The organism is Psychrobacter sp. 1Y4 (genome assembly GCF_051847555.1).
In genome coordinates this window covers 48016-64220 of the sequence record NZ_JBPYDE010000009.1, presented here as the reverse complement: position 1 = coordinate 64220, position 16205 = coordinate 48016, and the positions used below count along the sequence as shown (strand labels likewise).

Here is a 16205-nt window from a genome sequence, read left to right as displayed (position 1 = left end):
AAATATGTCTGAAGAGCTGCTAATGAATATCAGCCCAATGGAATGCCGCGTGGCTGTTCTAGATAATGGCGTGCTCGGTGAGATTTATATAGAGCGCCATCATAAATTGGGTTTGGTTGGTAATATTTATCTGGGAACGGTTGTCCGCGTGTTGCCTGGTATGCAGGCGGCATTTGTTGATATCGGTCAATCACGAACCGCATTTTTACATGTTAATGATATGCAACGTGAGCCGCGCCCAGTCGTCGAAAATAAAAATACCATAGTTGACGATGATAACCATAAACAAACTGCCGCTACGGGGGCTAGTCCAGTTGCAGATACTATGGAAGGCTTGGCCGTCACGCCACCTGTGGTCAGAACGCGCAGTACAGAGGTGATTCCTTTTACTAAAACACTTATCCAGCATCGTCTGCACGAAGGTCAACGTATCCTTGTACAAGTAACCAAAGATCAGCTAGGGAGTAAAGGTGCACGCTTGACTACCAATATCTCATTACCATCACGGTATCTTGTGTATTTGCCATCAAGCGATCATGTTGGCATCTCTCAACGTATTGATAGTGAAGATGAGCGTACTCGCTTAAAGACTGAGCTGACAAGTTTGATGCAGACAGTCAGTTTAAAGGGTGGGTTGATCGCTCGTACCGCTGCTGAGCGCGTACCTGTGAACAAACTTGAAGAAGATATTTATTACCTTGTCCAGCTGTGGCGAACCATTTGTGCGCGTCGTCAAGAGATAAATCATCATCAAAGCTCTGAGCTTATTTATCAAGAGTTATCGTTACCACTGCGCTCGATACGTGACTTGGTTCATGCTGATACTGAAAAAGTCATTATCGATAATGCGCAAGTTTATGAGCAAGTACGATATTTTGCCAAAGAGTTTGTGCCTTTTGTATATGAGCGAATTGTACATTATACCGCCGAGCCAGCGTTGTTCGACGTGCACCGTGTCGAGGACGACCTACGCGATGCCTTAAAACGCCGTGTCGATCTAAAATCTGGTGGTTATCTTATCATTGATCAGACAGAGGCAATGACCACCATCGATGTCAACACCGGCTCTTTCGTTGGCGGGCGCTCACTAGAAGATACTGTCTACAAGACCAACCTTGAAGCCACGCATGCCATTGCTCGCCAACTGCGTCTGCGTAATTTAGGTGGTATTATTATACTAGACTTCATTGATATGTTAGAACAAGAACATAAAAATGATGTATTAACAAGTCTGCAAGAACAACTAGCACAAGACTATGCTAAAACCAATATCACTCAAGTGAGTGAGCTTGGGTTGGTTGAGATGACACGTAAGCGTACGCGTGAGTCTTTAGGCCAGCAACTGTGTGAGCCTTGTTCAACTTGTCAAGGTCGTGGGTTTGTCAAAACAGCTGAAACGGTTTGTTTTGAGATATTTCGTGAAATGATGCGCTGTGCTCGTACTTATAATTCACCAAAGAAGTTTACCGTCGTGGCTCATGCTGCAGTTATTGATTTATTGCTAACCTCAGAAGCAGATACCGTTGCAGATCTTGAGTATTTGTTAGGACGAGTGATTACATTTGAAGTAGAAAACCTATATACCCAAGAACAATATGATATTGTTTTAGATTGAATATGGTTTAAAGTAAGACTTCATTTTCCCATAATTTGAAAACGCTGCTTTCTTAAGAGGCCTTTTTACAAGAGACTTGCAATCAGATAAATACTCTGTATAATACACACCACTGAATTATATACGCGCAGCTAATAAAACAGCCAGCGCTATGACAGCTAGAGCATCGTTTCTAGCACTATTTCATTATGCCTTTGCTGACCTCTACATGAATAGGAGAGTTGGCGGGGCTTTAAACTATTTTGCTTTTAGCACGCTATAAGTTCCGCTAAAGAACTCATTCTGGTTAAGAACAGAAGGCCGCTTTAAGTGAATATTTAACCAAACGGCTTTTTCTCATTTACTTGCAAAGCAAGAATGACAAAAGCACATATTAGGAGCTTGCTGGCATGGCTAACCAGAGAATCCGTATCCGTCTTAAGTCTTTTGATCATCGTTTGATTGATCAATCTGCACAAGAGATCGTTGATACTGCAAAGCGCACCGGTGCGCAAGTTTGTGGTCCTGTACCGTTGCCGACTCGCATTGAGCGCTTCAACGTTCTAACTTCGCCACACGTCAATAAAGACGCACGTGATCAGTACGAAATCCGTACTCATAAGCGTATGGTTGACATTGTTCAGCCTACTGACAAAACTGTGGATGCGTTAATGAAGTTAGACTTAGCGGCGGGCGTTGACGTTCAAATTGCTTTGGGTTAATGCATATTAAACGCCCAACTCATTAATATAAGATATAAAGAGGTCTAAAATGGCGATCGGTTTAGTCGGTAAAAAATGCGGCATGACCCGTATCTTCACTGAAACAGGTGCCTCTATCCCTGTAACAGTGATTGAGGTTAGTGCAAACCGCATTACTCAATTAAAAAATACTGATGTAGATGGCTATCAAGCCATTCAAATCACCACAGGTACTCGTCGTGACAGCCGCGTAACAGCCGCACAGAAAGGTCACTTCGCAAAAGCTGGCGTCAAAGCTGGTCGTGGTGTTTGGGAATTTCGTGCCAATGATAGCGATCTTGAAGGTCGTGAGATTGGTGGTGAGATCCTAGCTGACTTGTTCGAACAAGGTCAGATGGTTGATGTCACAGGACAGAGTAAAGGTAAAGGCTTTCAAGGCGGCGTAAAGCGTCACAACTTTAGCATGCAAGATGCCACTCATGGTAACTCAGTATCTCATCGTGCCCTTGGTTCAACTGGTCAAAACCAGTCACCAGGTAAAGTATTCAAAGGCAAAAAGATGCCAGGTCAGATGGGTAACAAACGTGTCACCGTTCAAGGCCTAGAAGTGGTTTCGGTTGATGCCGAAAAAGGGTTACTTGTCATCAAGGGTGCTATCCCAGGTGCCACCGGTGGCGACGTTATCGTACGTCCGTCAATCAAAGCCTAAGCAAGGGGATTAACGTGGATTTAAAAACAGTTACAGGTGCGGCGGTTGAGCTTTCTGATACGGCTTTTGGTCGTGAATTCAACGAAGCATTAGTGCATCAAGTCGTCACTGCATATCTTGCAGGTGCTCGTCAAGGTACACGTGCGCAAAAGACCCGTGCCGAAGTTTCTGGCGGTGGTATTAAGCCATGGCGCCAAAAAGGTACTGGTCGCGCTCGTGCAGGTTCTATTCGTAGCCCAATCTGGCGTTCTGGTGGTCGTGCATTCGCGGCAAAACCACAAGACTGGTCACAGAAAGTTAACCGCAAAATGTATCGCGGTGCTATGCAGTGCATCCTAGCCGAATTGGTACGTCAAGAGCGTCTGATTTTGGTTGAAGAGTTGACTTTGTCTGCACCTAAGACCAAAGAGCTGATCGCAAAGTTAAGTGATTTGAATGCACCTCGTGCACTTATCGTTACTAAAGAAGTTGACGAAAACTTATACTTAGCTGCTCGCAATATCCCACATGTCAATGTACTTGGTACATCTGAAGTGGATCCAGTGAGTTTGATTGCTTTTGATAAAGTGATCATGTCAGTTGAAGCTGCGAAACAATTTGAGGAAGCACTAGCATGAATAACGCAAGACTTTATCAGGTCTTAAGAGGGCCTGTCTTCTCAGAAAAATCTCAAATGCTTGGTGACTCACTTGGTGTACAGGTATTTAAAGTTGACTCTAATGCTACTAAGCTTGAAGTCAAAAAAGCAGTTGAGTTGATGTTTGAAGGTGTTGAAGTTACTAAAGTGAACACTTTGAATGTTAAAGGTAAGACAAAGCGTTTTGGTAAAAGCATCGGCCGTCGTAATGACTTTAAAAAAGCCTATGTTACCTTAAAAGCTGGTCAAGATGTACAAATGGCTGATGCTGGTGAAGAAGTTGCAAGCGCGACTGACTCTACTAGTGAAACAGCGAACAACGAATAAGGATTACAATCATGCCTATCGTAAAAGCAAAGCCAACATCACCAGGCCGTCGTTTTGTTGAAAAAGTGGTGCATCCACACCTTTACAAAGGTCGTCCTTATGCAGCACTTGTCGAATCAAAAAGTAAGTCAGGTGGTCGTAATAACAATGGTCGCATAACGACTCGTCACGTTGGCGGTGGTCATAAGCATCATTATCGTATTATTGACTTTAAGCGTACTAAAGACAATATTCCAGCTACTGTAGAGCGTATCGAATACGATCCTAACCGTACTGCACATATTGCATTACTAAAATACGCTGATGGCGAACGTCGTTACATCATCGCTGCTAAAAAACAAGCAGTCGGTGACACTGTAATGTCAGGTGAAACTTCACCAATTCGTCCAGGTAACTGCCTACCGCTTAAAAACATCCCATTGGGTACTGTGATTCACAATATCGAGCTTAAAATCGGTAAAGGTGCACAGATGGCTCGTTCTGCGGGTGCTAGTGTTCAGTTGCTAGGTCGTGATGGTATTTATGCGATTCTTCGTCTACGTTCTGGTGAAACTCGCCGTGTACACGTTAATTGCCGTGCAGTTATCGGTGAAGTCTCTAACACTGAAAACAACCTGAAATCACTTGGTAAAGCTGGTGCTTCACGTTGGCGCGGTGTTCGTCCTACGGTTCGTGGTGTTGCAATGAACCCGGTTGATCACCCACATGGTGGTGGTGAAGGTCGTAATAAAGGTCGCCATCCAACCAGCCCTTGGGGTCAGAAGTCTAAAGGACTGAAAACGCGTCACAATAAGCGTACTGACAGTATGATCATTCGTCGCCGTCGCGCCAAGAAGAAATAAAGGAAGAATCTCATGCCTCGTTCATTGAAAAAAGGTCCATTCATAGACGCGCATCTGTTTGCTAAAGTTGAGAATGCTATTGACACCAACTCACGCAAACCCATTAAAACTTGGTCGCGCCGCTCGATGATTCTGCCACAAATGGTTGGCCTAACTTTGTCTGTTCACAATGGCCGTACTCATGTACCGGTTATCGTGAGTGAGCAGATGGTTGGTCATAAACTAGGTGAATTTGCCCCGACTCGTACGTATCGTGGTCACGGCATTGACAAAAAAGCTAAGAGATAAGGTGCTTACCATGGAAGTAACTGCAAAATTACGCGGTGCCGCCATATCGGCACAAAAAGTTAGACTCGTTGCTGATGAAGTTCGCGGCAAATCTATTGAGCGTGCTTTGGATATCCTAACGTATAGCAATAAAAAAGGCGCTGTGTTTGTTAAGAAATGCCTTAACTCAGCCATCGCCAATGCCGAACATAATCATGGCTTAGATATTGATGACTTAAAAGTCGCCACTATCTACGTTGATGAAGGCATTACGCTAAAGCGTATCCTACCACGTGCCAAAGGTCGTGCTGATCGTATCAGTAAGCGTACCTGTCACATCACTATAAAGGTAGGAGAATAAGTTATGGGTCAAAAAGTACATCCAATCGGAATTCGTCTTGGTGTTGTCAAAAAGCATAACGCAAACTGGTATGCTAACCCTAAACAATACTCAGAATACCTAATTAACGACATTCAAGTTCGTGAATATCTACGCAAAAAGCTAGACAACGCGATGATCAGCAACATTATGATCGAGCGTCCTACTGGTGCTGCTAAGATTACCATTGCTACAGCACGTCCTGGTATTGTTATCGGTAAAAAAGGCGAGGATATTGAAAGACTTCAAAAAGAGTTGACCAAAATTATGGGCGTACCTGCCCAGGTCAATATTGAAGAAATCACATCGCCTGATCTTGATGCACGTTTGGTAGCAGATGGTATTGGTAGCCAGCTTGAGCGCCGTGTTATGTTCCGTCGTGCGATGAAGCGCGCTGTACAAAACAGCATGCGTTCTGGTGCTAAAGGTATTAAAGTTGAGCTGTCTGGCCGTCTTGGCGGTGCTGAGATTGCTCGTACTGAATGGTACCGTGAAGGTCGTGTGCCATTGCATACACTCCGTGCTGATATTGACTATGCGTCAATTCGTGCAGAGACAACTTACGGCACCATTGGTGTTAAAGTTTGGATTTTCCGCGGAGAGATCCTTGACGGTATGAACAGCGTTTATAATCCCGTCAATGAAGAGAAACCTCGTGCGCCAAAACGCCGTGGTCGTGGAAACCGTCGAAACTCAGACAGAGGTTAAACTATGTTACAGCCAAAACGTACCAAGTTTCGTAAAATGCACAAAGGTCGTAACACAGGGCTCGCTCATCGTGGAAGCACCGTTGCATTCGGACAAATTGGTCTAAAATCATTGACGCGTGGTCGTATGACAGCCCGTCAAATCGAAGCAGCACGTCGTACTATTACACGTAAAATTAAGCGTGGTGGTAAAATTTGGATTCGTGTATTCCCAGACAAACCAATTACTAATAAGCCATTAGAAGTACGTATGGGTAAAGGTAAAGGTCCAGTCGAGTATTGGGTATGCGAAATCAAGCCTGGTAAAGTGCTATATGAAATCGAAGGGGTCTCAGAAGAGCTTGCTCGCGATGCCTTAACGCTTGCTGCAGCAAAGTTGCCCTTTAAAACTACCATTGTTAAGCGGACGATAATGTAATGAAGATCAGTGAATTACGTGATAAATCATTAGAAGAACTGACCCAGTTACTTGATGAAAAGCAACTTGATGCTTTCCGTATTCGTATGGCTAAAGCAACTGGACAGTTGGGTAATACCCATGAAGTCAAAGGCAATCGTCGTACGATTGCTCAGATTCAGACTTTGATTAACGAGAAACAACGAGGCGACTCATGAGCGATAACAATCAAACAGCTACTAATGCTAGCGTATTGACAGGACGAGTTGTCAGCGACAAGATGGACAAGTCCATCACGGTTTTGATTGAGCGTCTGGTTCGTCATCCTTTGTATGGCAAACAGCTTCGTCGTTCTACAAAGATCAAAGCCCATGATGAGAATAATGTTTGCCAACAAGGCGACCTTGTCCGCATCAAAGAAACGCGTCCAATCTCAAAAACTAAGTCTTGGACTTTAGTTGATGTGGTTGAAAAAGTAGAAAAAATCTAAGTAAATTGCATTAAAGGCCAGAAGCTGTTAAAATAGCCGCCTTTTTAAGGATGCTGATTGCGCCCGTCGTATATCACTCACATTAAGAGTTAGGTGCGGTTATTTACATTAAAATGCCGTCTACTCATACTGTGCTAGCGGCAGCAACTGGTTTTTTTGCTCATACGTGTGGAGTAACGCTATGATTCAGGTTGAGTCAATGCTGGAAGTTGCAGACAATAGCGGTGCAAGGCGAGTTCAGTGCATTAAAGTACTGGGTGGATCTCATCGTCGTTATGCATCAGTTGGCGACATTATTAAAGTAACGGTTAAAGAAGCCATTCCTCGTGGTCGTGTTAAAAAAGGCGACGTGATGAATGCAGTAGTTGTACGTACCAAAAAAGGCGTTCGTCGTCCTGATGGTTCAGTTCTACGTTTTGATGACAATGCTGCGGTATTGTTGAACCAAAACAAAGCACCGATTGCAACTCGTATTTTTGGACCGGTAACTCGTGAACTACGTGGTGATCAGTTTATGAAAATTGTATCACTAGCACCAGAAGTATTGTGAGGTAATCCATGTCAAAATTACGTAAAGGCGATACAGTTATCGTGATTGCTGGGAAAGATAAAGGCAAGCAAGGTACTGTACAAGCTGTAAAAAACGATCGTATTAAAGTAGAAGGCATTAACATTGTCACTAAACATCAGAAGCCAAATCAGGCGACTGGCGTTGAAGGTGGCATCGTTAAGCAAGAAGCTTTTTTGCATATTTCAAATGTCGCAATTTTAAATGCGCAAACCCAAAAAGCAGACCGTATTACTTATCAATTCGGCGAAGACGGCAAAAAACAACGCGTCTATCGTTCGAATGGTGAAGTAGTGGCGACTGCGTAAGACACTAAGGGTGTAATGGTAATGGCAAGATTAAAATCTTTATATAACGATAAACTAAAGCAGCAAATCAAAGAAGAGCTTGGTTTAGACAATGTGATGCAAGTGCCTAAAATCACTAAAGTCACACTTAATATGGGCGTTGGTGGCGCATCTCAGGACAAGAAATTGCTTGAAGGTGCTGTCGCTGATATGACTGCAATTGCTGGTCAAAAGCCTGTTGTCACCAAAGCGCGTAAATCAGTTGCTGGCTTTAAAATTCGTGAAGAATGGCCGATTGGCTGTAAAGTAACGCTACGCGGTGAGCAAATGTACGAATTTTTAGATCGTCTGATTGCCATTGCAATTCCTCGTATTCGCGATTTCCGTGGTTTTTCACCTAAAGCCTTTGACGGACGTGGTAACTACTCACTGGGTATTAAAGAACAAATCGTATTCCCAGAAGTAGACTTTGATAAGATTGATCGTATTCGTGGTATGGATGTGACTATCACTACGTCAGCTGGTACTGATGAAGAAGGTCGTGCGTTACTTAAAGCATTCGGCTTCCCATTTAAATAAGGTAAAGACGTTATGGCAAAAAAGAGCATGATTAACCGCGAATTAAAGCGCGAAAAAATGGTTGCTAAATATGCTGAAAAGCGTATTAAGTTAAAAGAAACCATCAGTGATATGACTGCAAGCGACGAAGAACGTATGGATGCGATGTTAGAGCTACAAGCTTTACCGCGCAATTCATCACCAGTTCGTCTGCGCAATCGTTGTGCTATCACCGGTCGTCCTCATGGCTACTTCCGTAAGTTTGGCTTATCACGTAATATGTTACGTGAGCGAGTCATGCAAGGCGATGTGCCTGGTGTTCGTAAAGCAAGCTGGTAAGGGGTAATTACATGAGTATGCAAGATACCGTTGGAGATATGCTAACCCGTATCCGTAACGCACAAATGGCTAATAAAGTATCCGTAGCGATGCCAAGCTCAAAACTACGTAAATCGATTGCTGATTTATTGGTTAATGAAGGTTATGTAGCGAGTGCTGTTGTTACTGAAGAAGACAACAACAAAGCGACACTTACTATTGAACTAAAATACTTCGAAGGCCGCGCTGTCATCGAAACTATTCAACGTTATAGTCGTCCTGGTTTGCGCCAGCATCGCGGCAAAGACGCTATCCCTACTGTTAAGCAAGGTATGGGTGTTGCTATCGTATCAACCAGCCAAGGTATCATGAGCGATCGTGCTGCTCGCGCTGCTGGTATTGGTGGCGAAATCGTTGCGTTTGTTGCATAAAACAACGTGATGAGAAGTCCTACTTGAATCCTATTTGGTTTGATTATCTTGTTAAAGATGATCTAAACCAAGAATAAGTTAGATATCCGAAAATTTTACAAAAATTGGATGATGTTTAGCTGGATCAATTATGCTAAACTAGCAGGCTTTTTAGTCTGTTAGTTTTTTCGCTAATATAAGTTTTAATTTTTCAAGGAATATTCCTATGTCTCGTGTGGCTAAAGCCCCAGTGACGCTACCTAGCGGTGTAAGCGTTACTTTGAACGATCGGCAGGTCGAAGTTAAAGGCAAGAATGGCTCCATGTCTTTACGCCTGCATGAATTGGTCGAGCTGAACCAGGAAGATGATAATATCATTCTCTCACCTACAGTCGATTCAAAAGAAGCTATGATGCATACTGGTACTATGCGCGCCTTACTTAACAATTATGTTATAGGTGTCAATGAAGGGTTCGAGAAACGCCTTCAACTGATCGGTGTCGGTTATCGTGCACAAGCGTCTGGTAGCAAAGTAACCCTTAATGTTGGTTACTCGCATCCAGTAGAATACACGTTACCTGAAGGTGTATCAGCTGAAACCCCAACGCAAACTGAAATTGTTTTGAAATCAAACAATAAGCAGCAGCTTGGTCAAGCAGCCGCCAACATCCGTGGTTTCCGCCCACCAGAGCCTTACAAAGGTAAAGGTATTCGTTATAGCGACGAGCATGTGGTTCGTAAAGAAGCTAAGAAAAAATAAGGTGAGTTGAAATGTTTGATAAAAAAGCAGCTCGTCTGCGTCGAGCTAAAAAAACCCGCGCGCATATCCGTTTTTTAGGCGTTCATCGTCTAACGGTTAACCGCACGCCGAAGCACATATATGCCCAGATTATCTCTCCTAACGGTGGTGAAGTGATTGCTCAGGCATCTACCTTGGACGGCAGTTTGCGCTCGGGCGCAACTGGTAACGCTGATGCAGCGACGTCTGTAGGCCAAATGATCGCAGAACGCGCAAAAGCAGCTGGTATTACTAAAGTTGCCTTTGACCGTAGTGGTTTTAAATATCATGGTCGAGTGAAAGCTTTAGCTGAAGCAGCTCGCGAAAATGGATTGGAGTTTTAATCATGGCGAGAAATGATAAAAATGAACAGACCGATGGTCTAGTAGAACGTTTGGTAACTGTTGATCGCGTTGCAAAAGTTGTTAAAGGTGGTCGTATTTTCTCATTTACTGCATTAACTGTAGTGGGTGATGGTAATGGTCGCGTTGGTTTTGGTCGTGGTAAAGCACGTGAAGTACCGGCTGCCATTCAAAAAGCGCTAGAAGCTGCTAAACGTAATATGATTACTGTTGAGCTTAATGAAGCGACTTTGTATCATCCGATTAAAGCACGTCATGGTGCAAGTAAAGTTTATATGCAGCCTGCATCTGAAGGTACTGGCGTAATCGCTGGTGGTGCAATGCGTGCAGTACTAGAAGTTGCGGGTGTCAAAGATGTTTTGACCAAATGTTATGGTTCTACCAATACTGCTAACGTTGTTCGTGCAACGTTTAACGGTTTACGTGATATGTCAACTCCAGAAAAGATGGCAGCAAAACGTGGTAAATCTGTAGACGAAATCTTGGGTTAACTTAAACTAGGTGAGTTACGATGAAAAAAATGAAAGTCACTCAATTTAAATCGGGTGCCCATCGCCTAAAGAGCCACAAAGCGAGCTTGAAAGGATTGGGTTTACGCCGTATTAACCATACTGTTGAAGTAGAAGATACTCCTTCAACTCGTGGTATGGTCAATCGCGTCAACTACATGGTAAAAGTGGAGGAAGCGTAATGGGACTTAGATTAAATGAATTATCACCTGGTGTTGGTGCAAAGAAAACTGCCCAACGTCGAGGTCGTGGTATCGGTTCAGGTCTTGGTAAGACTGGTGGTCGCGGTGTAAAAGGACAAAAATCACGTTCAGGTTCTAGCATTCGCTCAGGATTTGAAGGTGGTCAGATGCCTTTGTATCGCCGTCTACCAAAATTTGGTTTTACCAGTAAAATGGCAATGACGACTGCTGAAGTCCGTTTGTCTGAACTGAATAAAATCGAAGGTGATGTAGTTAGCCTAGAAACTCTTAAGGCTGCTAACCTTATTCGTCGCGATATGAAGCGTGCTCGTATCATGCTATCAGGCGAAGTTACTAAAGCTTATACCTTTAAAGGTATCAAAGTAACTAAAGGCGCTAAGCAAGCAATCGAAGCTGCTGGTGGTAGCATCGAGGAGTAGTAACGTGTCAAAACAATCAATGTCATCGTCTGGTATACCGCTTAATCCATTTGCTTTCATACGTAAATATGATGAGCTTTGGACACGCTTATTATTCTTAATCGGCGCATTGATTGTTTATCGTTTAGGGTCGCATATTCCAGTACCGGGTATTAATCCGGTTAATTTAGCTGATCTATTCTCGCGTAACGAAAACACCATATTAAGCATGTTTAATATGTTCTCGGGTGGTGCGCTTGAACGTATGTCTATTATGGCACTTGGTATTATGCCATACATTTCGGCGTCAATTATTGTACAGATGATGTCTGCTGTAGTGCCATCGCTTGAAGCGCTTAAGAAAGAAGGTGAAGCAGGACGACGTAAGCTAAATAAGTATACCCGCCAAGGAACACTTGCTTTAGCTTTAGTACAGTCGTTGGGAATGTGTGCTGGCTTAATCAGTCAAAATTTAACATTATCTACTGGTCTTACCTTTTATATTCCTGCAGTTACTTCGTTAGTAGCAGGCGCTATGTTTTTAATGTGGCTCGGTGAGCAGATTACAGAACGTGGTGTAGGTAACGGTATCTCAATGTTGATTTTTGCGAGTATTGTTGCCGGAACTCCTGGAATGATTTCGCAGTCTATTGAACAGGTCAATCAAGGCCAAATGAACTTGATTGTGCTATTTATTTTTGTAGTACTAGGGGTCGCGGTTACTGCTGGTATCGTTTATATCGAACGAGCTCAGCGCCGAGTACCTGTGAACTATGCTCAAAAGCAGCAGCAAGGCCGCAAAATTTATGCTCAGCAGCAATCACATTTGCCACTGAAAATAAACATGGCAGGTGTTATTCCTGCTATTTTTGCTAGCTCATTATTGTTGTTTCCAGCCAGTTTAGGACAGTGGGTAGGTCATTCGACTGATCCTACCTTCACTCAGAAAATTCTACAAAATATGGCATTGGTATTGTCTCCAGGACAACCTTTATATTTAGTTCTTTTCGGTGCGATGATTATATTCTTCTGTTATTTTTATACAGCATTAGTATTTAGTCCACGCGAAGTTGCAGAAAACCTTAAACGTAGTGGTGCGTATATTCCAGGTATTCGACCAGGACAGCAAACACAGCGTTACCTCGATCATGTATTAAATCGATTAACTTTTATCGGTGCGATATACATGACGGTTATTTGTTTAATGCCAATGGTCATCCAATCATCATTTGGAGTACCATTTAATCTTGGCGGTACATCGTTACTGATTATGGTGGTTGTAGTTATGGATTTCATATCGCAAATTCAAGCGCATTTGATGACCCATCAATATCATGATCAGACGTTAATTCAGTCGCCTACTCAATCTTAAAGAGTAGTGTGATATTTCAAGGAGCATGCTATGAAAGTTCAAGCATCAGTTAAAAAGATTTGTGGTAGCTGTAAGGTTGTACGCCGTAAAGGTCGTGTCCATATCATTTGCACAGCAGAACCACGCCACAAGCAGCGTCAAGGTTAATAGATAGTAGTATAGGTGAACATACCTTAACTATAAACAAAATTAATACTTGAATTATAACGGCGGATGCGATATCATCCGCCACTTGCCGTAGTTTATGCTAACTCATTTATTAACCTAATTTATAAATAAACTTGTTATCAAGTTAAAATGTTAATAGTGGCGTAAAAGAATTAGTATTAACAGCAATAAATCTGAGAAATGATGTTTATTTACGAATAAAGCTCGTTTTTCTTTAATGGAGAGAAATCAATGGCTCGTATTGCCGGTGTAAACATTCCGGATAATAAGCATGCTGTTATTTCACTAACTTATATCTTTGGTGTAGGTCGTACCACTGCTCAGAAAATCTTAGAAGCAGTTGGCATTGCCCCTACTACTAAAGTTAATCAGTTAGATGATACACAGTTAGATGCTATCCGTGCACAAGTTGCAAATTACACGACTGAAGGTGATCTTCGTCGTGAAGTGTCAATGAATATCAAGCGTTTGGTAGATCTTGGTTGTTACCGTGGCATTCGCCATCGTCGTAACTTACCTGTTCGCGGTCAAAATACCAAGAACAACGCTCGTACTCGTAAGGGTCCGACACGCCCTCTCAAAAGATAATTAACTTAGGAAGCTAAAAGATGGCTAAAGACACTCGTAGTCGCAAAAAAGTGACTCGTCGTTCAGTATCGGAGGGCGTAGCCCATATCCATGCGTCTTTTAATAACACCATTGTTACGATTACCGATCGTCAAGGTAATGCATTGGCTTGGGCCACTTCAGGTGGACAAGGCTTCCGTGGTTCACGTAAATCTACACCATTTGCAGCGCAGGTTGCAGCTGAAGTCGCTGGTAAAGCGGCTCAAGAATATGGTGTTAAGAATATCGATGTTTTGGTCAAAGGACCAGGACCGGGTCGTGAGTCTGCGGTAAGAGCACTAGGTGCATTGGGCTATAAAGTTAACAGCATCTCTGATGTAACCCCAATCCCACACAATGGTTGCCGTGCGCCGAAAAAGCGCCGCGTCTAATATTAAAGACGAAGCTTTTTATTATAAGAGCTTATAGGAGACATAACAATGGCCCGCTATATTGGACCAAAACTCAAATTATCACGTCGTGAAGGTACAGACTTAGGCCTTAAGTCTGGTGTTAAACCATACGATGTAAAAACAAAGAAAGCTGGACGTCCACCAGGTCAACACGGTGTAAGCCGTAATAAGACTTCAGAATATGCTTTACAGCTGCGTGAAAAGCAGAAAGTTAAACGTATTTATGGTGTATTAGAGCGTCAGTTTGCTAATTACTATAAAGAAGCTGCACGTAAGCGTGGTGCTACTGGTGAAAACCTACTAGCTATGCTAGAAAGTCGTTTAGACAACGTAGTATATCGCATGGGCTTTGGCTCAACTCGCGCTGAAGCACGTCAGCTAGTCAGTCACCGTACTGTTATGGTAAAAAAAGCTGGTCGTGATGAGTTTGTTCGTGTGAACATTCCGTCAATTCAGCTTCAAGATGGTGATGTCATCGCTATCCAAGAGAAGTCTCGCGAACAGTTGCGTATCAAAAACGCTATCGAGTTAGCGACACAACGTGGCATTCCAGAATGGCTAGATGTTGATCACAGTAAATTACAAGGTACTTTTAAACAAGCACCTGATCGCATTGATCTACCTGCTGAAATCAACGAAAGCTTGATCGTTGAGCTATACTCTAAGTAAATGACGTAACGCTCAGCATCATAATAATGATGTTGAGCAGTCAACGTTAATTAAACCAGTTTAATAAATCGAGGTGACATCATGATGCTAAATGCAACTGAGTTTCTAACGCCGAATGCCATTAATGTGGATACGGTTAATGAAACGATTGCGAAAGTCACGCTCGAACCGTTAGAACGTGGCTTTGGGCATACTCTAGGTAATGCTCTGCGTCGCATCTTATTATCTTCATTACCTGGCGCTGCAGTCATTGAAGCTGAGATTGATGGTGTTGACCATGAATACTCAACGCTTGAAGGACTACAAGAAGACGTGCTTGATTTGCTTTTGAACTTGAAGGGCTTAGCAATTACGCTTCATGACCAAAATGAAGTATTCTTGACCTTGGATAAACAAGGTCCAGGCACTATTACTGCTGCAGACATCGCACTACCGCATAACGTAGACATTATCAATCCAGAGTTGGTGTTGGGTACGTTGAGTGATCGTGGTCATCTTAAGATGCGTTTGCGTGTAGTAATGGGTCGTGGATATGAGCCAGCAAATCAGCGCCGTGAAGATGGTGATACTAAAGCAATTGGACGCTTGAAGCTTGATGCAAGCTTTAGTCCTGTGCTACGTGTTGCTTATCAAGTTGAGAACGCTCGCGTAGAGCAGCGTACTGATCTTGATCGTCTTATCGTTGAGCTTGAAACCAATGGCACTATAGATCCAGAAGAAGCAATTCGTAAAGCAGCTACTATTTTACAACAACAGATTTCTATCTTCGTTGATCTAGAAGCTGAAGAAGCGCCTGAGCCTGTGAAAGAAAAAGAAGAGGTTGATCCAGTGCTTTTACGCCCTGTGGATGATCTTGAACTAACGGTTCGCTCAGCCAACTGCTTGAAAGCTGAAAACATTTACTATATCGGTGATTTGGTACAACGTTCAGAGACTGAACTATTAAAAACCCCAAATCTTGGTAAGAAGTCATTAACAGAAATCAAAGACGTACTAGCGTCTAAAGATTTAGAGCTTGGTATGCGTCTAGACAACTGGCCGCCAGCTGATTTACGTGTTGATGATCGCTTTTCTTATCGTAGCCGTTAAACTTTAAGGATATTTGACTATGCGCCATCGTAAGAGTGGAGTCAAGCTGGGTCGTACCGGCAGTCATCGTAAGGCAATGTTTCAGAACATGACTAACTCATTATTTGAGCATGAACTGATTAAAACAACTTTACCAAAAGCAAAAGAATTACGCCGCGTCGCTGAACCATTAATCACTATGGCTAAAGAAGACAGCGTTGCTAATCGCCGTTTAGCATTTAGCCGTATGCGTAGCAAAGCTATGGTAGGCAAACTATTTGGTACGTTAGGTCCTCGTTATCAGACGCGTCCAGGTGGCTATTTGCGTATTGTAAAATGCGGTTACCGTGATGGTGACAATGCACCAATGGCTTATGTAGAATTGGTTGATCGTGACTAATTTTATATGCTGATTAAATTTATAAAAAAGGCTCCAATTGAATTGGAGCCTTTTTTACATCTGTAGAT

29 protein-coding genes are annotated in these 16205 nt (G+C 42.9%); all 29 read left to right on the top strand.

Going from position 1 to position 16205, the window contains the following annotated elements; all coding sequences use genetic code 11:
* Positions 1-4: 4 nt before the first annotated feature.
* The 29 genes from ACS8FC_RS09410 to rplQ all read left to right on the top strand — a co-directional run bounded on the left by ACS8FC_RS09410 (position 5) and on the right by rplQ (position 16137).
* Complete coding sequence (locus ACS8FC_RS09410) at positions 5-1615, top strand: Rne/Rng family ribonuclease (protein WP_439296549.1); 1611 nt, start codon at positions 5-7, stop codon at positions 1613-1615.
* Positions 1616-2004: 389 nt separating this feature from the next.
* Entirely contained in the window at positions 2005-2316 is a 312-nt protein-coding gene (gene rpsJ / locus ACS8FC_RS09405; RefSeq protein WP_010196670.1) for a 30S ribosomal protein S10, read from the top strand.
* A 49-nt stretch (positions 2317-2365) separates the two neighbouring features.
* Complete coding sequence (gene rplC / locus ACS8FC_RS09400; RefSeq protein ID WP_058368261.1) at positions 2366-3004, top strand: 50S ribosomal protein L3; 639 nt, start codon at positions 2366-2368, stop codon at positions 3002-3004.
* 14 nt (positions 3005-3018) lie between these two features.
* On the top strand, positions 3019-3621 hold the full coding sequence (gene rplD / locus ACS8FC_RS09395; protein ID WP_299221473.1) for a 50S ribosomal protein L4: 603 nt from the start codon (positions 3019-3021) through the stop codon (positions 3619-3621).
* Positions 3618-3968, top strand: coding sequence for a 50S ribosomal protein L23 (gene rplW, locus ACS8FC_RS09390; protein ID WP_299221470.1), 351 nt, complete (start codon positions 3618-3620; stop codon positions 3966-3968). The genes rplD and rplW overlap by 4 nt, the downstream gene beginning before the upstream one ends.
* 11 nt (positions 3969-3979) lie before the next feature.
* Positions 3980-4810 carry a 50S ribosomal protein L2 gene (gene rplB / locus ACS8FC_RS09385; RefSeq protein WP_299221467.1) on the top strand — a complete coding sequence of 277 codons (831 nt, stop codon included), beginning with the start codon at positions 3980-3982 and terminating at the stop codon, positions 4808-4810.
* Positions 4811-4822: 12 nt separating this feature from the next.
* A complete protein-coding gene (gene rpsS, locus ACS8FC_RS09380; RefSeq protein ID WP_058368265.1) occupies positions 4823-5098 on the top strand; it encodes a 30S ribosomal protein S19 in 276 nt (91 codons plus the stop codon).
* A 10-nt stretch (positions 5099-5108) separates the two neighbouring features.
* Complete coding sequence (gene rplV, locus ACS8FC_RS09375; protein WP_021813373.1) at positions 5109-5438, top strand: 50S ribosomal protein L22; 330 nt, start codon at positions 5109-5111, stop codon at positions 5436-5438.
* A 3-nt stretch (positions 5439-5441) separates the two neighbouring features.
* Positions 5442-6164 carry a 30S ribosomal protein S3 gene (rpsC, locus tag ACS8FC_RS09370; protein WP_075102273.1) on the top strand — a complete coding sequence of 241 codons (723 nt, stop codon included), beginning with the start codon at positions 5442-5444 and terminating at the stop codon, positions 6162-6164.
* A gap of 3 nt (positions 6165-6167) precedes the next feature.
* The gene (gene rplP, locus ACS8FC_RS09365) at positions 6168-6581 is read left to right on the top strand and encodes a 50S ribosomal protein L16 (protein ID WP_025644399.1); all 414 of its coding nucleotides are present in this window, start codon (positions 6168-6170) and stop codon (positions 6579-6581) included.
* Positions 6581-6778: a 50S ribosomal protein L29 gene (gene rpmC / locus ACS8FC_RS09360; protein WP_299221463.1), complete on the top strand. Its 198-nt coding sequence runs from the start codon at positions 6581-6583 to the stop codon at positions 6776-6778. Before rplP ends, rpmC begins: the two co-directional genes overlap by 1 nt.
* The gene (rpsQ, locus tag ACS8FC_RS09355) at positions 6775-7050 is read left to right on the top strand and encodes a 30S ribosomal protein S17 (protein WP_021813375.1); all 276 of its coding nucleotides are present in this window, start codon (positions 6775-6777) and stop codon (positions 7048-7050) included. Before rpmC ends, rpsQ begins: the two co-directional genes overlap by 4 nt.
* A 181-nt stretch (positions 7051-7231) precedes the next feature.
* Positions 7232-7600 (top strand): 50S ribosomal protein L14, encoded by a 369-nt coding sequence (rplN, locus tag ACS8FC_RS09350; protein WP_010196702.1) that lies wholly within the window; start codon positions 7232-7234, stop codon positions 7598-7600.
* Between the two features lie 8 nt (positions 7601-7608).
* Positions 7609-7926 carry a 50S ribosomal protein L24 gene (rplX, locus tag ACS8FC_RS09345; RefSeq protein WP_201605171.1) on the top strand — a complete coding sequence of 106 codons (318 nt, stop codon included), beginning with the start codon at positions 7609-7611 and terminating at the stop codon, positions 7924-7926.
* A 21-nt stretch (positions 7927-7947) separates the two neighbouring features.
* Positions 7948-8484: a 50S ribosomal protein L5 gene (gene rplE, locus ACS8FC_RS09340; protein ID WP_299221458.1), complete on the top strand. Its 537-nt coding sequence runs from the start codon at positions 7948-7950 to the stop codon at positions 8482-8484.
* Positions 8485-8496: 12 nt separating this feature from the next.
* The gene (rpsN, locus tag ACS8FC_RS09335; protein ID WP_068034613.1) at positions 8497-8802 is read left to right on the top strand and encodes a 30S ribosomal protein S14; all 306 of its coding nucleotides are present in this window, start codon (positions 8497-8499) and stop codon (positions 8800-8802) included.
* Positions 8803-8813: 11 nt separating this feature from the next.
* Complete coding sequence (rpsH, locus tag ACS8FC_RS09330; protein ID WP_058368271.1) at positions 8814-9212, top strand: 30S ribosomal protein S8; 399 nt, start codon at positions 8814-8816, stop codon at positions 9210-9212.
* A 205-nt stretch (positions 9213-9417) separates the two neighbouring features.
* Positions 9418-9951, top strand: coding sequence for a 50S ribosomal protein L6 (gene rplF / locus ACS8FC_RS09325; RefSeq protein ID WP_299221449.1), 534 nt, complete (start codon positions 9418-9420; stop codon positions 9949-9951).
* A gap of 11 nt (positions 9952-9962) precedes the next feature.
* Positions 9963-10313, top strand: a complete 351-nt coding sequence (gene rplR, locus ACS8FC_RS09320; protein WP_068034619.1) for a 50S ribosomal protein L18 — start codon at positions 9963-9965, stop codon at positions 10311-10313.
* A 2-nt stretch (positions 10314-10315) separates the two neighbouring features.
* Complete coding sequence (rpsE, locus tag ACS8FC_RS09315) at positions 10316-10822, top strand: 30S ribosomal protein S5 (RefSeq protein WP_299221442.1); 507 nt, start codon at positions 10316-10318, stop codon at positions 10820-10822.
* A 20-nt stretch (positions 10823-10842) separates the two neighbouring features.
* On the top strand, positions 10843-11022 hold the full coding sequence (gene rpmD, locus ACS8FC_RS09310; protein WP_010196714.1) for a 50S ribosomal protein L30: 180 nt from the start codon (positions 10843-10845) through the stop codon (positions 11020-11022).
* Positions 11022-11462, top strand: a complete 441-nt coding sequence (gene rplO / locus ACS8FC_RS09305) for a 50S ribosomal protein L15 (RefSeq protein ID WP_299221439.1) — start codon at positions 11022-11024, stop codon at positions 11460-11462. Before rpmD ends, rplO begins: the two co-directional genes overlap by 1 nt.
* Positions 11463-11481: 19 nt before the next feature.
* The gene (secY, locus tag ACS8FC_RS09300; RefSeq protein ID WP_299221673.1) at positions 11482-12813 is read left to right on the top strand and encodes a preprotein translocase subunit SecY; all 1332 of its coding nucleotides are present in this window, start codon (positions 11482-11484) and stop codon (positions 12811-12813) included.
* A 30-nt stretch (positions 12814-12843) separates the two neighbouring features.
* On the top strand, positions 12844-12960 hold the full coding sequence (gene rpmJ, locus ACS8FC_RS09295) for a 50S ribosomal protein L36 (protein WP_010196721.1): 117 nt from the start codon (positions 12844-12846) through the stop codon (positions 12958-12960).
* A 252-nt stretch (positions 12961-13212) separates the two neighbouring features.
* Positions 13213-13569, top strand: coding sequence for a 30S ribosomal protein S13 (gene rpsM, locus ACS8FC_RS09290; protein WP_299221435.1), 357 nt, complete (start codon positions 13213-13215; stop codon positions 13567-13569).
* A 20-nt stretch (positions 13570-13589) separates the two neighbouring features.
* Positions 13590-13979 carry a 30S ribosomal protein S11 gene (gene rpsK / locus ACS8FC_RS09285; protein WP_058368279.1) on the top strand — a complete coding sequence of 130 codons (390 nt, stop codon included), beginning with the start codon at positions 13590-13592 and terminating at the stop codon, positions 13977-13979.
* Between the two features lie 48 nt (positions 13980-14027).
* Complete coding sequence (rpsD, locus tag ACS8FC_RS09280; RefSeq protein WP_010196731.1) at positions 14028-14669, top strand: 30S ribosomal protein S4; 642 nt, start codon at positions 14028-14030, stop codon at positions 14667-14669.
* A gap of 81 nt (positions 14670-14750) precedes the next feature.
* Positions 14751-15758 carry a DNA-directed RNA polymerase subunit alpha gene (locus ACS8FC_RS09275; protein WP_087040762.1) on the top strand — a complete coding sequence of 336 codons (1008 nt, stop codon included), beginning with the start codon at positions 14751-14753 and terminating at the stop codon, positions 15756-15758.
* A gap of 19 nt (positions 15759-15777) precedes the next feature.
* A complete protein-coding gene (gene rplQ, locus ACS8FC_RS09270) occupies positions 15778-16137 on the top strand; it encodes a 50S ribosomal protein L17 (RefSeq protein WP_021813387.1) in 360 nt (119 codons plus the stop codon).
* Positions 16138-16205: the final 68 nt, after the last annotated feature.

Coding starts and splice junctions, on each gene's coding strand:
- rpsN (WP_068034613.1), top strand. CDS start 8,497: ATGGCAAAAAAGAGCATGATTAACCGCGAATTAAAGCGCGAAAAAATG.
- rpmD (WP_010196714.1), top strand. CDS start 10,843: ATGAAAAAAATGAAAGTCACTCAATTTAAATCGGGTGCCCATCGCCTA.
- ACS8FC_RS09275 (WP_087040762.1), top strand. CDS start 14,751: ATGATGCTAAATGCAACTGAGTTTCTAACGCCGAATGCCATTAATGTG.
- rplN (WP_010196702.1), top strand. CDS start 7,232: ATGATTCAGGTTGAGTCAATGCTGGAAGTTGCAGACAATAGCGGTGCA.
- rpsM (WP_299221435.1), top strand. CDS start 13,213: ATGGCTCGTATTGCCGGTGTAAACATTCCGGATAATAAGCATGCTGTT.
- rpsJ (WP_010196670.1), top strand. CDS start 2,005: ATGGCTAACCAGAGAATCCGTATCCGTCTTAAGTCTTTTGATCATCGT.
- secY (WP_299221673.1), top strand. CDS start 11,482: ATGTCATCGTCTGGTATACCGCTTAATCCATTTGCTTTCATACGTAAA.
- rplP (WP_025644399.1), top strand. CDS start 6,168: ATGTTACAGCCAAAACGTACCAAGTTTCGTAAAATGCACAAAGGTCGT.
- rpsK (WP_058368279.1), top strand. CDS start 13,590: ATGGCTAAAGACACTCGTAGTCGCAAAAAAGTGACTCGTCGTTCAGTA.
- rpmJ (WP_010196721.1), top strand. CDS start 12,844: ATGAAAGTTCAAGCATCAGTTAAAAAGATTTGTGGTAGCTGTAAGGTT.
- rplV (WP_021813373.1), top strand. CDS start 5,109: ATGGAAGTAACTGCAAAATTACGCGGTGCCGCCATATCGGCACAAAAA.
- rplR (WP_068034619.1), top strand. CDS start 9,963: ATGTTTGATAAAAAAGCAGCTCGTCTGCGTCGAGCTAAAAAAACCCGC.
- rplC (WP_058368261.1), top strand. CDS start 2,366: ATGGCGATCGGTTTAGTCGGTAAAAAATGCGGCATGACCCGTATCTTC.
- rpsH (WP_058368271.1), top strand. CDS start 8,814: ATGAGTATGCAAGATACCGTTGGAGATATGCTAACCCGTATCCGTAAC.
- rplE (WP_299221458.1), top strand. CDS start 7,948: ATGGCAAGATTAAAATCTTTATATAACGATAAACTAAAGCAGCAAATC.
- rpsE (WP_299221442.1), top strand. CDS start 10,316: ATGGCGAGAAATGATAAAAATGAACAGACCGATGGTCTAGTAGAACGT.
- rplB (WP_299221467.1), top strand. CDS start 3,980: ATGCCTATCGTAAAAGCAAAGCCAACATCACCAGGCCGTCGTTTTGTT.
- rpmC (WP_299221463.1), top strand. CDS start 6,581: ATGAAGATCAGTGAATTACGTGATAAATCATTAGAAGAACTGACCCAG.
- rpsQ (WP_021813375.1), top strand. CDS start 6,775: ATGAGCGATAACAATCAAACAGCTACTAATGCTAGCGTATTGACAGGA.
- rplO (WP_299221439.1), top strand. CDS start 11,022: ATGGGACTTAGATTAAATGAATTATCACCTGGTGTTGGTGCAAAGAAA.
- rpsC (WP_075102273.1), top strand. CDS start 5,442: ATGGGTCAAAAAGTACATCCAATCGGAATTCGTCTTGGTGTTGTCAAA.
- rplX (WP_201605171.1), top strand. CDS start 7,609: ATGTCAAAATTACGTAAAGGCGATACAGTTATCGTGATTGCTGGGAAA.
- rpsS (WP_058368265.1), top strand. CDS start 4,823: ATGCCTCGTTCATTGAAAAAAGGTCCATTCATAGACGCGCATCTGTTT.
- rpsD (WP_010196731.1), top strand. CDS start 14,028: ATGGCCCGCTATATTGGACCAAAACTCAAATTATCACGTCGTGAAGGT.
- rplF (WP_299221449.1), top strand. CDS start 9,418: ATGTCTCGTGTGGCTAAAGCCCCAGTGACGCTACCTAGCGGTGTAAGC.
- rplW (WP_299221470.1), top strand. CDS start 3,618: ATGAATAACGCAAGACTTTATCAGGTCTTAAGAGGGCCTGTCTTCTCA.
- ACS8FC_RS09410 (WP_439296549.1), top strand. CDS start 5: ATGTCTGAAGAGCTGCTAATGAATATCAGCCCAATGGAATGCCGCGTG.
- rplQ (WP_021813387.1), top strand. CDS start 15,778: ATGCGCCATCGTAAGAGTGGAGTCAAGCTGGGTCGTACCGGCAGTCAT.